General features: G+C 72.8%; 16 protein-coding genes. 5 read left to right on the top strand and 11 right to left on the bottom strand.

Going from position 1 to position 16353, the window contains the following annotated elements; translation table 11 throughout:
• From QWZ14_RS30315 to QWZ14_RS30270, 10 genes are all read right to left on the bottom strand, one after another.
• Positions 1-371: hypothetical protein (locus QWZ14_RS30315; RefSeq protein WP_290320801.1), on the bottom strand; the 371-nt coding region annotated here is incomplete at its 3' end.
• A complete protein-coding gene (locus QWZ14_RS30310) occupies positions 368-1219 on the bottom strand; it encodes a lysophospholipid acyltransferase family protein (protein WP_290320800.1) in 852 nt (283 codons plus the stop codon). The genes QWZ14_RS30310 and QWZ14_RS30315, both read right to left, overlap by 4 nt.
• Before the next feature lie 45 nt (positions 1220-1264).
• Entirely contained in the window at positions 1265-2071 is an 807-nt protein-coding gene (gene ccmI, locus QWZ14_RS30305; protein WP_290320799.1) for a c-type cytochrome biogenesis protein CcmI, read from the bottom strand.
• Positions 2068-2535: a cytochrome c-type biogenesis protein gene (locus QWZ14_RS30300; RefSeq protein ID WP_290320798.1), complete on the bottom strand. Its 468-nt coding sequence runs from the start codon at positions 2533-2535 to the stop codon at positions 2068-2070. The genes ccmI and QWZ14_RS30300 overlap by 4 nt, the downstream gene beginning before the upstream one ends.
• Positions 2532-3107 carry a DsbE family thiol:disulfide interchange protein gene (locus QWZ14_RS30295; protein WP_290320797.1) on the bottom strand — a complete coding sequence of 192 codons (576 nt, stop codon included), beginning with the start codon at positions 3105-3107 and terminating at the stop codon, positions 2532-2534. Before QWZ14_RS30295 ends, QWZ14_RS30300 begins: the two co-directional genes overlap by 4 nt.
• Complete coding sequence (locus tag QWZ14_RS30290; protein WP_290320795.1) at positions 3104-5068, bottom strand: heme lyase CcmF/NrfE family subunit; 1965 nt, start codon at positions 5066-5068, stop codon at positions 3104-3106. The genes QWZ14_RS30295 and QWZ14_RS30290 overlap by 4 nt, the downstream gene beginning before the upstream one ends.
• On the bottom strand, positions 5065-5577 hold the full coding sequence (gene ccmE / locus QWZ14_RS30285) for a cytochrome c maturation protein CcmE (protein ID WP_290320794.1): 513 nt from the start codon (positions 5575-5577) through the stop codon (positions 5065-5067). The genes QWZ14_RS30290 and ccmE overlap by 4 nt, the downstream gene beginning before the upstream one ends.
• Positions 5574-5735 (bottom strand): heme exporter protein CcmD, encoded by a 162-nt coding sequence (locus QWZ14_RS30280; protein ID WP_290320793.1) that lies wholly within the window; start codon positions 5733-5735, stop codon positions 5574-5576. Before QWZ14_RS30280 ends, ccmE begins: the two co-directional genes overlap by 4 nt.
• Positions 5732-6583 (bottom strand): heme ABC transporter permease, encoded by an 852-nt coding sequence (locus tag QWZ14_RS30275; protein ID WP_377752760.1) that lies wholly within the window; start codon positions 6581-6583, stop codon positions 5732-5734. Before QWZ14_RS30275 ends, QWZ14_RS30280 begins: the two co-directional genes overlap by 4 nt.
• A 104-nt stretch (positions 6584-6687) precedes the next feature.
• A complete protein-coding gene (locus QWZ14_RS30270; protein WP_290320792.1) occupies positions 6688-7830 on the bottom strand; it encodes an aminotransferase class V-fold PLP-dependent enzyme in 1143 nt (380 codons plus the stop codon).
• A 230-nt stretch (positions 7831-8060) separates the two neighbouring features.
• Between QWZ14_RS30270 and QWZ14_RS30265 the strand changes: the two genes are divergently transcribed.
• Complete coding sequence (locus QWZ14_RS30265; protein ID WP_290320791.1) at positions 8061-9356, top strand: DUF4214 domain-containing protein; 1296 nt, start codon at positions 8061-8063, stop codon at positions 9354-9356.
• A gap of 14 nt (positions 9357-9370) precedes the next feature.
• On the opposite strand, the gene QWZ14_RS30260 is transcribed toward QWZ14_RS30265, so the two are convergent.
• Positions 9371-9823, bottom strand: a complete 453-nt coding sequence (locus tag QWZ14_RS30260; protein WP_290320790.1) for an Lrp/AsnC family transcriptional regulator — start codon at positions 9821-9823, stop codon at positions 9371-9373.
• Between the two features lie 22 nt (positions 9824-9845).
• Here QWZ14_RS30260 and QWZ14_RS30255 point away from each other — a divergent pair, with 22 nt between their 5' ends.
• From QWZ14_RS30255 to QWZ14_RS30240, 4 genes are all read left to right on the top strand, one after another.
• On the top strand, positions 9846-11168 hold the full coding sequence (locus QWZ14_RS30255) for an LLM class flavin-dependent oxidoreductase (RefSeq protein WP_290320789.1): 1323 nt from the start codon (positions 9846-9848) through the stop codon (positions 11166-11168).
• Positions 11169-11318: 150 nt separating this feature from the next.
• On the top strand, positions 11319-14750 hold the full coding sequence (locus QWZ14_RS30250) for an indolepyruvate ferredoxin oxidoreductase family protein (RefSeq protein ID WP_290320788.1): 3432 nt from the start codon (positions 11319-11321) through the stop codon (positions 14748-14750).
• A 61-nt stretch (positions 14751-14811) separates the two neighbouring features.
• A complete protein-coding gene (locus tag QWZ14_RS30245) occupies positions 14812-15963 on the top strand; it encodes an acyl-CoA dehydrogenase family protein (protein ID WP_290320787.1) in 1152 nt (383 codons plus the stop codon).
• Between the two features lie 40 nt (positions 15964-16003).
• Positions 16004-16321: a hypothetical protein gene (locus QWZ14_RS30240; protein ID WP_290320786.1), complete on the top strand. Its 318-nt coding sequence runs from the start codon at positions 16004-16006 to the stop codon at positions 16319-16321.
• Positions 16322-16353 lie beyond the last annotated feature (32 nt).

Here is a 16353-nt window from a genome sequence, read left to right as displayed (position 1 = left end):
GCGGCTCGCTTCCAGCCGGCCATGCCGAGGAAGGCGGCGATCCCGCGGTTCTCGGCCGCCTGGCGGCGCCAGTCCGCGAGCAAGGCCTCCCCCTCGGCGGCGGAGATCGGGGCGTGGCGCCAGGGATCGGCCCAATGGGGGACCAGGTGGGGGACCAGGTGGGGGCCCTGCGGCCGCAGCAGCGCGAGCGGCACCCGGCGTGCCCCGAAGCGCGGCGCCTGCCAGGGGCCCTCGTCCGGCCGGAATTCCACCGCCCCGGCCGGGCGCGGGCCGCGCCGCGGCGGGCCCTCGGGGAAGAAGGCGGCCAGGTGCGGGATCGCCTGCCAGACCGCCTCCGGCGCCCAGAGCGGCCCGGGCTCCCCGTCGCTCACCCCTCGGGCCGCCATTCGTGCAGCATCAGCCATTGCGGCAGGTTGGCGAGGATGATGGGCTCGATCGCCGCATCCAGCAGCGCGGTGCCGGCGCGGATGTCGGCCTCGCGGTCGGCGCTGCGGGGCAGGTGCAGCGGCGGCTCGAAGGTGACGACGAAGCGCTGCCCCGGCAGCCTCCGGCAATGGCCGATGACCACCGCCGCGCCGGCCAGCCGGGCCAGCCGGGCGGTGTACTCGATGTTGCCGCCCCGGCGCGGGCCGCGCCCGAGGCTGGGCGCCGCGACCCGCCCGTGCTGGAACTCGTCGGGAAAGACCAGCAGCACGTCGCGGTCCCTCACCAGGGCGGCGACCGCCGGCCGCGCCGCGTCCCGCCCCAGCGGCAGCAGCCGGCCGCCGCCCTTGAGGCGTTCCGCCACCACCGTATCCGTGCGGTAGCTGCTGGCCGGCGGCTGGTAGAAGGCGACCGGCGGGGCGCCGTGGCGGACCATGGACAGCCCGACCATCTCCCAATTGCCGAGGTGCAGCGCGGCGACGATCAGCGGGCGGCCGGCGAGGTGCCCGGCGCCGCGGGTCTCGACCCTGCCCTCGTCGTACATGCGGCGCGCGCGCGGCACCTCGAGGAAGCTGCGGGTCAGGTTGTCCCACATCTCGGCCAGGGCCGGCTCCAGCGGCAGGTCGGGGCGGAGGCGGGGCAGGTTCTCCCGGGCGTAGCGCGCGCCGCGGGGATAGAGCCGCGGCGCCAGCCGCCGCGCCATGAAGCCGGCATAGGCATGGGCCAGCGGCCCCGGCGCGTGCCGCATCCAGTTGACCGAGACCCGGTCCACCGCATCCAGCAGCAGGCGGCGCACCCTAGCGGGCCCGGCCAGGGCCTGCGGCGCGGCGGCGCGGCGGCATCAGGGCAGGTCCGCCATCCGGCGCTCGATCATGGCGCGCCAGGGTGCCTCGGCCGGGGCATCGGCGATCAGCGCCTGCCAGAGCCGGCGGGCATTCTCCGGCCGGCCGGCGCGGGCCTCGGCCTGGCCGGTCAGGAAACGCAGGCCGATGCTCTCGGGCGCCCGCGGCAGCGCGTCGGCGAGCATGCGGGTCGCCTCCTCCACCTTGCCATCCTCCAGCAGCACCTGGGCGAGCTGGCCCGCGACCTCGGGATCGAACCTGCCGGCCAGGGCCCGGCGATAGGCCTCGGCCGCCGCGCCCAGGTTGCCGCGCCCGCGCTCGGCATTGCCGAGCAGGACGTAGCCCTGCTGTGCCTGCTCGCTGGCCGGGTCGATGGCGGCGAGGCGGCTGCGCAGCAGGGCCAGCATCTCCTCGTCGCGGGAGGCGATCTGCTGGCGCAGCGCATGCGGGGCGGAGGGCATGCTGGGCCTGCCACTGGCGAGGTAGAGCCCGAGCGCCAGCGCGGGCACCGCGACCAGCAACCCGCCGACGGTCCAGCGGCCGCCACGGCTGGTCCTGGCGCCCGCATCCTCCGGCGCCAGGACCAGGCGGCGCTGCACCTCGAGCGTGGCGGCCCGGTGCGCGGCCGCGTCCAGCCGGCCGGCCTCGCGCTCGCGGTCCAGCTCGGCCATCTGCGAGCGGTAGAGGGCGAGGTCGGCCTCCCGCCGGCCCCGGGCGGCGGGGGGTCGGAAGAACACGGTGACGAGCGGCAGCAGCGCCGCCGCGGCCACCAGGCCGAGCAGCGGCCAGAAGGGGAACCAGTTCACTCGTTGTGCCCGCCTGCCAGCTTCGCCAAACGGGCGCGTTCGGTCGCCGATAGTTCCTCGGCGGACTCCGGGGCCGCGTCCGCCGCGCGGCGGCGGCGCATGCCGCGGATCAGCAGCAGCCCGCCCAGCAGCGCGACCGCCGGGGTGGCCCAGAGCAGCGCGGTCGCCAGCTTGAGGGGCGGCCGCAACAGGACGAAGTCGCCGTAGCGCTGGTGCACGAAGTCGGTCACGGCGGTGTCCGACTTGCCCGCCGCGACCTGCTCCCGGACGATGCGGCGGAGGTCGCGGGCGAGGTCGGCGTCGCTGTCCTCGATCGACTGGTTCTGGCAGACCATGCAGCGCAGCTCGCGGCCGATGACGCGGGCGCGTTCCTCCAGCCGGGCATCGGGCAGCTGGTCGGCGGGGTCGTTGACAGCCCAGGCGGGGCCGCAGGCGAGCAGCAGCAGGAACAGCCAGCGGATCATGCGAAGCGCTTCAGCAGCGGGGTGATCTGCTGCGCCAGGATCTCCGGGGTGATCGGCCCGGCCCAGCGCCAGCGGACGACGCCGCCCTTGTCGACCAGGTAGGTCTCCGGCACGCCGTAGAGCCCGTAGTCGATGGCGACGCGGCCGGGCTGGTCCACGCCGAGCTTCGCAAACGGATTGCCGTGGCGGCGGAGGAAGCCGAGGCTGTCCTCCGGCTTGTCCTTGTAGGCGATGCCGAGGACGGCGACGCCGTCGCGCATCATCGTCATGAGCTGCGGATGCTCGATCACGCAGGGCACGCACCAGGAGGCGAAGAAATTCAGCAGCACCGGCCGGTCGCCGCGCAGGTCGGTGCCGCCGAGGGCGGGGCGCTCGGCGCCCTCGAGCGCCGGCAGGCTGAAGTCGGGGGCCGGCTTGCCGAGCAGGGCGGAGGGCACGCCGCGCGGGTCGTAGGTCCCGGTGCCCATGCCGCGGAGCATGGCGTAGAAGCCGGTGCCGGCGACGGCGGCCACCGCGACCGGCGCCAGCAGCAGGCTGCGGCGGCGCCAGGGACTCGGGACGGCCTCGCTCATGCCCGGGCGCTGCCCAGGGCCGGCTTGGCCGCCGGGGCCGAGACCCGCATCCGCCGGTCGCTGAGCGAGATGCCGCCGCCGAGCGCCATGATCGCGGCGCCGAGCCAGATCCAGGGCGCCAGCGGGTTGTTGTGGATGCGGAGCACGGCACCGCCGTCCCGCTCGTCGCCGAGCACGAGGTAGAGGTCCTTCAGCCAGTTGGTATGGATCGCGGCCTCGGTCGTGGTCATCCGCGCGACCGGGAAGCTGCGCCGCTCCGGCTCCAGCACCGTCACCAGCCGGGTGCCGTCGCGGACCTCGACGGTGGCGCGGCGGGCGGTGAAATTCGGCCCGGTCGCATCGACGACGCGGACGAGCCGGTAGTCGAGCCCGGCCAGCCGGGTGCTCTCACCCGGCTTGACCAGTTGCAGCTTGTCCACCGCGAGGCCCATGCCGGCCAGGCCGAGGATCATCACCCCCATGCCGGCATGCGCCACGGCGCCGCCCCAGGCCGCGCGCGGCAGGCCGAGGGCGCGGGACCAGGCCGCCCGCGGCCGGCTGAACAGCGCGATGCGGTCGGCGATATCGGCCGCGGCGGCGGCGATGATCCAGGCGGCGGCGGCGAAGCCCAGCGCCGGGCCGACCCGCTGGCCCTCGAGCATCAGGCACAGCGCGAAGGCGCCGAGGCCGAGCAGCGCCGCCCACCACAGCCGCTGCAGGGCGGGGAAGAGCTTCGCCCGCTTCCAGGCCAGCATCGGGCCGAAGCCCATGGCGCCGATCAAGGGTGCTGCCAGCGGCAGGATGGCGGTATTGAAGAAGGGCGGGCCGACCGAGAATTTCTCGCCCAGCACGAGGTCGGCGAACATCGGGTAGAGCGTGCCGACCAGCACCACCGCGGCGATCGAGCACAGCAGCAGGTTGTTCAGCACCAGCGCCCCTTCGCGGGAGACCGGGGCGAAGACGCCGGTCGGCAGCATCGCCTGCGCCCGCCAGGCGAACAGCAGGAAGCCGCCGCCGATATAGAGCGCGAGCAGGATCAGGATGACGGTGCCGCGCTCGGGGTCGTTGGCGAAGGCATGCACGCTGTTCAGCACGCCCGAGCGGACCAGGAAGGTGCCGAGGAGCGACATGCCGAAGGCGAGCAGGGAGAGGAAGACGGTCCAGGTCTTCAGCGCCTCCCGCTTCTCCACGACGATGGCGGAATGCAGCAGGGCGCAGCCGGCCAGCCAGGGCATGAGCGAGGCATTCTCGACCGGGTCCCAGAACCAGTAGCCGCCCCAGCCCAGCTCGTAATAGGCCCACCACGACCCCAGGGCGATGCCCAGCGTCAGGAAGGACCAGGCGGCCAGCGCCCAGGGCCGCACCCAGCGGCCCCAGGCGGCATCGACCCGGCCCTCGATCAGCGCCGCGACGGCGAAGGCATAGGTCACGGCGAAGCCGACGTAGCCGAGGTAGAGCAGCGGCGGGTGGAAGGCGAGGCCGGGGTCCTGCAGGATCGGGTTCAGCCCCTGGCCCTCCAGCGGCGGCGGCCAGATGCGGTCGAAGGGGTTGGAAGTGCCGAGGATGAAGCCGAGGAAGCCGACCGCGACCAGCGCCAGGATGGCCAGCACCCGCGCCTGCAGCGCCGAGGGCAGGTTGCCGCCGAAGCCGGCGACGGCGCCGCCGCACAGCGCCAGGATCAGCACCCAGAGGACCATCGAGCCCTCGTGGTTCCCCCAGGTGCCCGACAGCTTGTAGAGCAGCGGCTTCGCCGAATGGCTGTTCTGCACCACGTTCATGACCGTGGTGTCGTTCACCACATAGGCCCACATCAGGCAGGCGAAGGCGCTGGCGACGGCGACCAGCACGCCGGCGGCAAGCGGCCCGGTCGCGCCCATCAGCCGGGCATCGGCGCGATGCGCGCCGACCAGCCCGGTGACCACCTGGGCCATGGCGAGGGCGAGCGCCAGGGCGAGCGCGAAATGGCCGAGTTCGGGAATCATGTGCGCGGCCTGGCCGGAGCGGATTCGAGCGTGTTCCAGGTGGCGGCCGGCGGGGCGGCGCCCTGGTTGGGATTCCAGTGGCCGCTGCGCTTCAGCGCATCGGCGACCTCGGGCGGCATGTAGCTCTCGTCGTGCCGGGCCAGCACCTCGCTGGCGCGGAAGACGCCGTCGGGGCCGAGCTTGCCGAGGGTGACGACGCCCTGGCCCTCGCGGAACAGGTCGGGCAGCACGCCGCCATAGGTGACGGGGACGGCGGTGGCGCCGTCGGTCACCCGGAAGCGGGCCTCGGGCCGGCCGTCGGGCGTGCTCTCACGGGTCACGCTGCCGCCCTCGACCAGGCCGCCCAGGCGGAAGGCGCGGTCCGGCTTCGGGGCATCGCGGGCGATGTCGCTCGGCGAGCGGAAGAAGACCAGGTTGTCCTGGAAGGCCGTCAGGGTCAGGGCCGTGGCGCTGCCGAGGCCGATGGCACAGAGCAGCAGCACCCAGAGCCGGCGCCTCTTGCGGTTCATGCGGGTTTCCTCTCGCGCCCTCGGCCGGCGCGGGTATCCAATTGGGCCAAACGACGCTTCGCCGCGGCATGGCGGACCAGGGTGGCGATCCCCAGCGCCAGGAAGCCGCCGACCACCAGCCCGTAGCTGGCGGTGATATGGACCCAATGCGTGCTCATGCCAGATCCCCTGCCAGCCGGGCGTCGAGCGGGGCGTTCCCCGGCTCCTCGGCCCGGCGCGCCGCGGCGATCTGCAGGGTCCTGATCCGTCGCTCCATCACCGCCGCCCGGGTCCGCGCCAGGACCAGCGCCATGAAGGCCAGGGTGAAGCCCAGGGCGCAGACCAGCAGCGGATAGAGGATGTCGACATGCAGCCCCGGCGCATTGAGCCGGGTCACGCTCGCGGGCTGATGCAGCGTGTTCCACCAGTCGACCGAGAATTTCACGATGGGCACGTTCACCGCGCCGACCAGGGCCAGGATGGCGCCCATCCGGGCGCCGCGCTCGGCATCGTCGAAGGCCCGCACCAGGGCGGCATGGCCGAGCCAGAGGAAGAACAGCACCAGCACGCTGGTCAGCCTTGCGTCCCAGACCCACCAGGTGCCCCACATCGGCTTGCCCCAGAGGCTGCCGGTGGCGAGGCACATGGCGGTGGCGGCGGCGCCGACCGGCGAGAGCTCCCGCGCCGCCAGGTCGGCCAGCGGATGCCGCCAGATCAGCGACAGGATGGCGGTGACGGCGAGGCCGGTGTAGCCGCCCATGGCCAGCCAGGCCATCGGCACGTGGACGTACATGATCCGCACCGTGTCGCCCTGCTGGTAGTCGGGCGGGGAGAGGAACAGGCCCCAGGGCAGGCCGATGCCGAGGGTGAGGACCGCGGCGCCGATCAGCCAGGGTTGCACCCGCCCCGAAAGCCGCAGGAAGCGCCCGGGATTGGCGAAGCGATGCAGCGCGCCGCCGCGCGGTGCGGCGGCGGGGGCCGCGGGAGGCTGGGGCCTTGGGCCCTGGCGTGTTTCGGCATTTTCCACCGGCCCACACTAAGGCCTTGCCGCGCCGAGTTGAAGCATCCGCGATCGCCGGTAACCTGCCGACATCGATAAGGCCCGGAAATGACCACGCGACGCCGGACGGGTCAGAGGGCGGCCAGCCGGTCCAGCAGCCGGTCCACCTCCTCGGCGGTGTGATAGAGGCCGAAGCCGAAGCGCAGCCGGCGGCCGCGCCGGTCGGTGACGATCTTCGCCGCCGCCAGCCGGGCCTGCCAGGCCTCCGCCTCGTCGAGGTCGAAGGCGAGGAAATTGCCGCGGGCCGGATCCTCGACCGGGACCACCAGCCGCGCCGGATCGAGGCCCCGGCCGTCCTTCCGGGCCGCGAGGCCGGCGATGAAGCGGGACTGCAGGGCCAGCGCCTGCGCATGGATCGCCGCCGCATCCACCCCGAGCCCGGCCAGCCAGCCCATGACCGCATTCAGCCGGTAGAGGCCGGAGGGGTCGAAGGTCGAGCCCATGAAGCGGTAGCCATCCGCGGCATAGGCGATGGGGCGCTCCGCCCCGCCGGCGTACCAGCCGGTGCTGCGCGGCCGCGGCAGCCAGCCGGGCGGGCAGTGCAGGAAGCAGGCCCCCTCCCCGGCCATGGCGTATTTGTAGCCGCCGCCGAGGTAGAAGGCCCGGTCGGCGACGGCCGACAGGTCGACCGGCCGGGCCATGAAGGCGTGGTAGCCATCGACCACCAGCACCGCCTCCCCGGCGGCGGCGGCCAAAGTGTCCAGCCCGACCAGCGCTTGGCCGGAGGTGAAGAAGACTTCGCTCACCCAGATCAGGTCGAAGCCCTGCCGGGCGGCCGCCGCCAGCCGGGCGAGGCAGTCCCGGCCCGGCTCGGCCGGGATGCGGGTGACCTCGAGCAGCCCGTCCTCCTCGAGCCGGCCGACCTGCCGGGCGAAGCTGTGGAACTCGCCATCCGTGGTGAGCACCCGGGCGCGGCGATCGAGGGGCAGGCAGGAGAGCAGGCGGACGACGAATTCCTGGGTGTTCGGAGCGAAGACCAGGGTGGCCGGGTCCGGCAGCCCGAGATGGCCGGCGACATGGCGCTGCGCCGCCTGCCAGACCGGGCCCAGCACCTCCTGCCACTTGCCGCTGAGCTCGGTCGCCGCATGGTCCCAGGCCGCCAGCTGCGCGGCGCGGGTCACGTCCGGCCAGGGGTGGTGGCTGTGCGCGGCGAAGTGCAGCCGGTCCGGGTCGGCACCGAGGCTGGTCGAGAAATGCGCGCGACAATCCAGCATGGGTCTGCTCCGGCTTCGGCGCCGCCGGCCCCGGCCGCGACCGGCCGAGTATGGGACGGGAAGCCCCGGCGCGGCAAAGCGGGCCCGGGCTTAAGCCATCGTCAGGAATCGTCGCAGCGGGCATGACCGGGTCCAGCGTGCCGGGCCCAATCCGACGCCGTCTCATTTATGATTGCGTAATCTCATTTTCCTATACGTCCCCCCTGTCGTTTTGGACAGGACACAAATTCATGCCGAGCGTCCAGGTTTCCGGCACCATTCCCAATGCGGTACGGGAGGGCACCACCCTGGGCGGCTGGACGGCCGGGCTCAGCCTCGGCGGCGACACCGGCAGCCTCGCCGGCATCGAGCTGACCGGGGCGGCGGCGCTGAACTTCAGCGCCCACTGGGATGCCGTGCTCCGCCTGGCGACGATCAGCCTCGCCGCCCCGGTCGACTACGAATCCTTCGCCGCCGCCGGCAGGCCGCCGCAGCTGGACTTCGGCCTGCGCTTCGTCTTCACCGACGGCAGCCGCCAGACCCCGGCCGCCACCTACCATGTCGCCGTCCTCGACCAGGACGACGCGCCGCCCAGCGGGCTGCACCTCATCGGCGGCGGCAGCCTGGCCGCCGGGGCGATCGGCAGCGTTATCGGCACCCTCGCCGTCACCGATCCGGATTCCACCGGCCCCTTCCTCTTCAGCTTCGCCGCCGAGGACGACTGGCGCTTCGAGGTGGTGGGCAGCACGCTGAAGCTGCGGGACGGGATCAGCCTCGGGCTGGACGAGATGCCGGGCCATCCGCTGTTCATCAATGTCTCGGACGGCCACCAGAGCGCCGCCTTCACCCTCGACCTCACCGTGACGGACCCGGGCATGCCGCCGGATCCGGTGAGTGTGGTGACGCCGGAGACGCCGCAGGATGGCTTTGCCCTGGCCAGCCCGCAGCGCGTGGTCACCTTGCACGATTCCCGCGAGGTGACCGTGGCCCCCGCCGATGCCGCGGAGACCCGCCCGATCCTCCTCGCCGGGGGCGGCGAGGTCTGGCTGCCCGCGGTGGAGCGGCTGCAGATGACCGATGGCTGGGTGGATTTCGACCCGACCGGCGGCGCCGTGCGGGCCGCGGCGCTGGTGGCGGCCACCACCGCAGCCCCGGTGAGCGGCGCCGATCTCGGCATCCTGCTGGGCCAGGCCGAGGCCGGCCAGGGCTGGGTCGAGCTGGCCGCCGGGCTGCTGCCGCCGGCGCTGCCCGGGCAGGCGGATGCTGGCTTGGTGGACGGGCTCTACCAGGCCGCGCTGCAGCGGGCGCCGGATGCGGCGGAGCTGGCGCTGCAGCTGGGCCGGCTGGCCTCGGGCGTGTCCCGGGCCCAGCTCGCCGCCGACCTGGCCGGCTCGGCCGAGGCGCTGGCGGCGCAGGCGGCGCCGGAGGGGCACTGGGTGGCCCAGCCGCTCGGCGGCAGCGCGGCCTGGCACCTGGATACCGGCGGGCCGGCCGGCGGGCCGGCGGCGGCGGCGAGCTACCCGGTGGGCGAGGCCTGGCTGTTCTAGGGCCCAGGCTATTCCTAAGGGGCCGGCGTCCAGACCTGCTTCAGGTTGCGCAGGGTGAAGCTGCTGCGGGTGTGGCGGACGCCGGGCAGGCGGTAGAGCTTCTCTCGCAGCAGGCGTTCATACCCCGCGGTGCCGCCGACCGCGGCCTTGATGACGTAGTCGTATTCGCCGGTGACCAGCCAGGCCTCCACCACCTCCGGCATCTCGGTCACCGCCTGCTCGAAGCGGCGGAGGCTCTCCTCGTCGTGGCGCTCCATCATCACCTCGATGATGACGGTATCGGGCAGGCCGAGCGCCGCCTGATCCAGGATGGCGACGTAGCCCTTGATCACCCCGGCCGCCTCCAGCCGCTTCACCCGGGTCCAGCAGGGCGAGGCGGAGAGCCCGACCTCTTCGGCCAGCTCGGCATTGGTGAGCCGGGCGTTGCGGTGGAGGGCGCGGAGGATGCGGCGGTCGATTGCGTCCATGCGCCATGCTACGCCTTGCGGCATGACCCGCGAAATCCGCCTGAACGCCTTCGACATGGCCTGCGTCGGCCATATCCAGCACGGGATGTGGACGCACCCGCGCGACCGCTCCGCTGACTACACCTCCATCGACTATTGGATGGACATGGCCCGGACCCTGGAGCGGGGGCTGTTCGACGGGCTGTTCCTGGCCGATGTGGTGGGTGTTTACGACGTGCTCGGCGGCAGCCCGGATGCCGCCATCCGCAACGCGGTGCAGATCCCGCTGCTGGACCCGCTGCTGCTGGTCCCGGCCATGGCGGCGGTGACGCGGCACCTCGGCTTCGGCGTCACCTGCAACCTGACCTATGAGGCACCCTACCTGTTTGCCCGGCGGATGGGCACGCTGGACCACCTGACCCGCGGGCGGATCGGCTGGAACATCGTCACCGGCTACCTCGACAGCGCCGCCCGGGCGATGGGGCTGGAGAAGCAGCTGCAGCACGACGACCGCTACGATGCGGCCGAGGCCTTCATGCAGACGGTCTATGGCCTGTGGGAGGGCGGCTGGGCGGATGACGCGGTGGTGCGGGACCGCGCCGCCGGGGTCTATGCCGACCCGGCCCGGGTGCGCGGGATCGAGGGCCGCGGCCCTCATCTCGTCGAGCCCTCGCCGCAGCGGACGCCGGTGCTCTATCAGGCCGGGGCCTCCGACCGCGGCCGCGCCTTCGCCGCGCGCCATGCCGAATGCGTCTTCGTCAATGCCGGGCGGCCGGCCGACGTGGCGCGGCTGGTGGCCGACCTCCGGGCGCGGGCGGCACCAAGGCCAATCCGGGTCTTCGCCGGGGCGACCCTGGTGGTGGGGCGGACCGAGGCGGAGGCGCAGGACCTGCTGGCGGAGTACCGGAGCCATGCCAGCGTCGAGGGGGCGCTGGCGCATGCCGCCGCCTCGCTCGGGATCGACTTCGACCGCTTCGGGATGGACGAGCCGATCGCGGTCGCGGCGACGGATGCCATCAGCTCCAACGTCGAGGCGATGCGGCGGGTGTTTGGCCCCGGCTGGACCAAGCGGCAGATGATCGACCAGTTCATCCTCGGCAGCCGGCAGCGGCCGATCACCGGCAGCGCCGAGCAGGTGGCCCAGGCGCTGATCGACTTCGCCGAGGCGGCTGATGTCGATGGCTTCAACCTGTCCCGCACGGTGATGCCGGAGGGGCTGGAGGCGGTGGTCGACCTGGTGGTGCCGCTCCTGCAGGAGCGGGGCGCCTACAAGCGGGACTACGCGCCCGGCACCTACCGGGAGAAGCTGTTCGGGGCCGGGCCGCGGCTGGCCGCGCCGCATCCGGCTGCTGCCGTGAGGCAATAAGGCAGAAGGATCTGCCGTCCCTTCGGCAGCGCACAACGAACTACAGCAGGAAACCCTGCCGATCCCGGCGCATCCTTTCCCCAGACAGGGGGGATTGCCGGAGCGCCTGCGCCGCCCGACATTCCCTCGAAAGGCGCAGGAGACGGTACCATGGGCACTATCAAACGCCCCGAAGCGACGCTTGAAGACCGCTGGGACAAATCCGGCGAGACCTTGCTGCTCACCGGCGTGCAGGCCCTGGTCCGGTTGCCGCTGCTGCGCCACCAGCTCGACAAGCAGCTCGGCTGGAACACCGGCGGCTATATCAGCGGCTACCGCGGCTCGCCGCTCGGCACCTATGACCAGCAATTACAGAAGCAGGCCAAGCGGCTGGCCGAGGCCAATATCATCGTCCGCCCGGCGCTGAACGAGGATCTGGCCGCGACCGCGGTCTGGGGCAGCCAGCAGGTGGCGCTCTACGGCAACCAGACGGTCGATGGGGTCTTCGGCATCTGGTACGGCAAGGGGCCGGGCGTGGACCGGAGCGGCGATGCGCTGCGGCATGCGAACAGCGCCGGGACCGCGCCGCGCGGCGGCGTGCTGGCGCTGGCCGGCGACGATCCCTCCTGCAAGTCCTCCACCATCACCTCCGGCTGCGAATACAGCTTCATGGACGTGGAGATGCCGGTGCTGGACCCGGCCGGCGTCCAGGAGATCATGGAATTTGGCCTGAAGGCCATCGACATGTCGCGTTTCGCCGGGCTCTGGGTCGGGATGAAATGCGTCGCCGAGACCATGGACGGCTCGGCCTCGGTGCTGGTCGACCCGGCGGCCTATTCGGCTGTTATCCCGGACTTCGCCTTTCCGTCCGATGGCGTGCATATCCGGCTGCGCGACCATGCCATCCCGCAGGAGCAGCGGCTGCGGCAGGTGAAGCTGCCGGCCGCACTCGCCTTCGCCCGGCTGAACGGGCTGAACCCCATCGTGCTCGACAGCCCGAAGGCGCGCTTCGGCATCGCTGCGCGCGGGCGGGGCTATGCCACCCTGCGGCAGGCGCTGCATGACGCCGGCATCACCGACGAGGTCGCCCGGATGGGGGGCTTGCGGATCTGGAAGGTCGGGCTGGCCTGGCCGCTCGATGCGATCGCGGCGCGGGAATTCGCGCGGGGGCTCGAGGAGATCATGGTGGTCGAGGACCGCCGCCCGGTGATCGAGCCACAGCTGCGGGATGCGCTGTACCATGGCTCGGACCGGCCGCGGATCACCGGCAAGACCGACGAGCAGGGCCGCCGGCTGCTCTCCGACCTGACCGAGTTGGACACCGGCGCGGTGCTGCGGGCGCTGGCCGCGCGGCTGCCGGAGGCGCTGCGGACCGAGCAGCTGATGGCGCGCATCGCCGAGCTGGATGCCCTGGCCGGGATGCAGCCGGCGCCGGTGCACGACCGCACCCCGCATTTCTGCCCAGGTTGCCCGCACAACACCAGCACGCGGGTGCCGGAAGGCAGCCATGCCATGGCCGGCATCGGCTGCCATACGCTGGCGATCTACATGGACCGCAGCACCGACCTCTTTACCCACATGGGTGCCGAGGGGATGCTCTGGCTCGGGCAGGCGCCCTTCGTCTCCGAGAAGCACATGTTCGCCAATCTCGGCGACGGCACCTATGCGCATTCGGGCAGCCTTGCCATCCGCCAGGCGATCGCGGCCGGTGCCAACATCACCTACAAGATCCTGGTCAACAGCGCCGTGGCGATGACCGGCGGGCAGACGCCCGAGGGCGAGCTCGGCGTGCCGGAGATCGCGGCGCAGATGGGCGCCGAGGGCGCGGCGAAGATCGTCGTCGTCTCCGACGACCCCGAGCGGCACCAGTCCGATGCGCGGATGCCGAAGGGCACCGAGTACCGCGACCGGCGCGACCTGGATGCGGTGCAGCGGGAGCTGCGCGACACCCCCGGCGTGACGGTGCTGATCTACGACCAGCAATGCGCAACGGAGCGGCGCCGCAAGCGCAAGCGCGGGACGCAGGCGGTGGCGACCAAGCGCGTGGCGATCAATCCCCGCGTCTGCGAGGATTGCGGCGATTGCTCCCGCACCTCGAACTGCCTGGCGGTGGAGCCGATCGAGACCGAGTTCGGCCGCAAGCGCGCCATCGACCAGAGCGCATGCAACCAGGACCTGAGTTGCGTCGAGGGCTTCTGCCCCTCCTTCGTCACCCTGCTCGGCGCCGAGCCGGTGAAGAAGCCGGTGCCGCAGACGGTGACCGACCTGCCGGAGCCGACCCGCGCCGAGCCGCGCGAGGGCGAGCCGGCCTGGAACATCCTGCTCGCCGGCGTCGGCGGGCAGGGGGTGACGGCGCTCTCGGCCATCCTCGGCATGGCCGGGCATATCGAGGGCCGACCGGTGCGCTCGGTCGAGATGCTCGGGCTGGCGCAGAAGGGTGGCGGCGTCTTCGGCCAGCTGCGGATCGGCCGCGTCGGCGCGGCGCCGGAGACCATCGAGGCGCCGCGCATCAGCATGGGGCAGGCCGACCTGCTGCTCTCGGCCGACATGGTGGTCGCGCAGGGGCGGACGGCGCGGCCGCTGCTCGGCGCCGACCGGACCGTCGCGGTGCTGAACGCCGACCTGCAGCCGACCGCGCAATTCGTGCTGGATACCAGCACCCGCTACGACCGGCCCGCCATGCTGGCCAGCGTGCGCAAGGCCTGCCGGGAGGTGCTGACGGTCCCCGGCGTGCAGGTGGTGGAGGAAGCCTTCGGCGACCTGATCTACCTGAACGTCTGGCTGCTCGGCATCGCCTTCCAGAACGGGTTGGTGCCGCTGAGCAGCGAAGCGATCAACCGCGCGCTGGAGCTGAACGGGGCGCAGATCGAGCGCAACAAGGCGGCCTTCGCCCTCGGCCGGGCCGCGGCCCTGGCGCCGCCCTTGCCGATCTCCCCCGAGGCGGAGACGGTCGAGGCGCTGGTCGCCCGGCGCGTGGCCGACCTGACGGACTACCAGAACGCCGGCTATGCCCGGGGCTACGCCGACTTCGTCGCCAAGGTCCAGGCGGCCGAGGCGCGCATCGTCCCGGGCGAGGAGCGGCTGACCCGGGCGGTGGCGAGCCAGCTCTACCGGCTGATGGCCTACAAGGACGAGTATGAGGTGGCGCGGCTGCACAGCCTGCCGGAGTGGCAGGCGCAGCTCGCCGCGCAGTTCAGCGGCACCCAGCGCGTCGAGCTGAACCTGGCGCCGCCGATGCTGGCCAAGCTGGACCCGGTGACCGGGCAGCCCCGCAAGATGGTCTTCGGCCCCTGGATGCTGAAGGCGATGGGCCTGCTGCGGCATGGCAAGGCGCTGCGCGGCACCGTGCTCGACCCCTTCGGCCGCACCGAGGAGCGGCGGATGGAACGCGCCCTGCCGGGCGAGTACCGGGCCGGGGTGGAGCGGCTGCTGGCGCTGCTGTCCCCCGACAGCCATGCGGCGATCTGCGACTGGGCCGAGGCGGCGGCGGGCATCAAGGGCTATGGCCCGATCAAGGCCCGCAACGCGGCGGCGACCCGGGCGCGGATGGCAGCGCTGGAAGCGGCGGTGACGCAGCCGGCGCTGGCGATGGCGGCCGAGTAGGCGGAACCGCCGACCGGCGCCGGAGCCTGGTCCGGTGCGGCAAGACCCTGGAGAAGACACCATGGACCAGTCGGCCTTCGAACTGCCGGAAGCGACGCGCGAGTTGCGGGAAACCGCGCTCGGCTTCGCCATGGACACCCTGGCGCCGCAGGCCCTGGAATGGGACCAGGCGCGGCATTTCCCGGTCGAGGAGATGCGCGCGGCGGCGGCGCTCGGCATGGCGGCGCTCTACGTGCGGGAAGAGTCGGGCGGCGCCGGGCTCACGCGCCTGGATGCGGCGGTGGTCTTCGAGGCGCTGGCGATGGGCTGCCCCACCGTCTCGGCCTATCTCTCGATCCACAACATGGTCGCCTGGATGATCGACCGCTTCGGCAACGACGCGCAGCGGGCGCGATACCTGCCGGAGCTGATCCCGATGCGCATGGTCGCCAGCTATGCGCTGACCGAGCCGGGCTCGGGCTCGGATGCCGCGGCGCTGCGGACCCGGGCGGTGCGCGACGGCAGCCACTACGTCCTCGACGGCACCAAGCAATTCATCTCGGGCGCCGGCGTCTCCGACCTCTACCTGACCATGGTGCGGACCGGCGGCGAGGGGCCGGGCGGCGTCTCGGCCCTGCTGATCCCGAAGGAGACGCCGGGCCTCTCCTTCGGCGCCAACGAGAAGAAGATGGGCTGGAACGCCCAGCCGACCCGTTCGGTGATCTTCGACGGCGCCCGGGTGCCGGCCGGGGCGCTGCTGGGCGAGGAGGGCCAGGGCTTCCGCTTCGCCATGGCCGGGCTGGATGGCGGGCGGCTGAACATCGCGGCCTGCTCGCTCGGCGGGGCGCAGGCGGCGGTGGACAAGGCGCTGGCCTATGTCCAGGAGCGCCGCGCCTTCGGCAAGGCGGTGGCGGATTTCCAGAATACCCAGTTCCGCCTGGCCGACATGCGGACCGAGCTGGAGGCCTGCCGCACCCTGCTGTGGCGGGCCTGCGCCAAGCTGGACGCCAGGGCGCCGGATGCCACCGCCTTCTGCGCCATGGCCAAGCGCTTCGTGACGGACACCTGCCACAAGGTGGCCGACGACGCGCTGCAGCTGCTCGGCGGCTACGGCTACCTGGCGGAATACGGGATCGAGAAGATCGTCCGCGACCTCCGGGTCCACCGCATCCTGGAGGGCACCAACGAGGTCATGCGGCTGATCATTGCCCGGTCGATGCTGGGACGCCGCTGAAAGGGCTTGCGGCCCGGGCACCGGCGGGGGCAAATACGGAATGGTTTCGTATCGATCCGTACTCCTGCTGGCCTCGGCCCTGGCCTGGCCGGAGATGGCCCTGGCCCAGCACAGTGCCGTCGTGGTGCCGGCCGAGGCCGGCGTGGTCATTCCCGCCCGCGGCGCCGCCCCTGCCCCGACCCTGCCGCAGGCCCGGCGGGTCCGGCGCAGCATCAGCCCGCCGCGGGAGGTGCCGAGGCCGGAGGCCTCGCCGCTGCTGCTGGCCCTGCCGCTGACCGCGGCGGCGGCACTCCTCGCGGCGAGCCTGTCCGGCGGTGGTGGCGGCGGCGGCGTCTCGGCGCCGGTGCGGACGCGCTAGGTCCTGTGGACTCTAGGGATTCCCGGATTGGC

Origin of the sequence: Paeniroseomonas aquatica (genome assembly GCF_030409335.1) — a bacterium.
GTDB classification, from domain to species: domain Bacteria; phylum Pseudomonadota; class Alphaproteobacteria; order Acetobacterales; family Acetobacteraceae; genus Belnapia; species Belnapia aquatica.
Note: the sequence above shows the minus strand (reverse complement) of the source record. Positions and strands in the feature narration are given on the sequence as shown.

What these genes read in the sequence shown, in the direction of transcription:
- QWZ14_RS30255 (WP_290320789.1), top strand. Translation starts at nt 9,846, where the DNA reads ATGACCCGCGAAATCCGCCTGAACGCCTTCGACATGGCCTGCGTCGGC.
- QWZ14_RS30245 (WP_290320787.1), top strand. Translation starts at nt 14,812, where the DNA reads ATGGACCAGTCGGCCTTCGAACTGCCGGAAGCGACGCGCGAGTTGCGG.
- QWZ14_RS30270 (WP_290320792.1), bottom strand. Translation starts at nt 7,830, where the DNA reads ATGCTGGATTGTCGCGCGCATTTCTCGACCAGCCTCGGTGCCGACCCG.
- QWZ14_RS30250 (WP_290320788.1), top strand. Translation starts at nt 11,319, where the DNA reads ATGGGCACTATCAAACGCCCCGAAGCGACGCTTGAAGACCGCTGGGAC.
- QWZ14_RS30300 (WP_290320798.1), bottom strand. Translation starts at nt 2,535, where the DNA reads ATGATCCGCTGGCTGTTCCTGCTGCTGCTCGCCTGCGGCCCCGCCTGG.
- QWZ14_RS30290 (WP_290320795.1), bottom strand. Translation starts at nt 5,068, where the DNA reads ATGATTCCCGAACTCGGCCATTTCGCGCTCGCCCTGGCGCTCGCCCTC.
- QWZ14_RS30240 (WP_290320786.1), top strand. Translation starts at nt 16,004, where the DNA reads ATGGTTTCGTATCGATCCGTACTCCTGCTGGCCTCGGCCCTGGCCTGG.
- ccmE (WP_290320794.1), bottom strand. Translation starts at nt 5,577, where the DNA reads ATGAACCGCAAGAGGCGCCGGCTCTGGGTGCTGCTGCTCTGTGCCATC.
- QWZ14_RS30265 (WP_290320791.1), top strand. Translation starts at nt 8,061, where the DNA reads ATGCCGAGCGTCCAGGTTTCCGGCACCATTCCCAATGCGGTACGGGAG.
- QWZ14_RS30295 (WP_290320797.1), bottom strand. Translation starts at nt 3,107, where the DNA reads ATGAGCGAGGCCGTCCCGAGTCCCTGGCGCCGCCGCAGCCTGCTGCTG.
- QWZ14_RS30280 (WP_290320793.1), bottom strand. Translation starts at nt 5,735, where the DNA reads ATGAGCACGCATTGGGTCCATATCACCGCCAGCTACGGGCTGGTGGTC.
- QWZ14_RS30260 (WP_290320790.1), bottom strand. Translation starts at nt 9,823, where the DNA reads ATGGACGCAATCGACCGCCGCATCCTCCGCGCCCTCCACCGCAACGCC.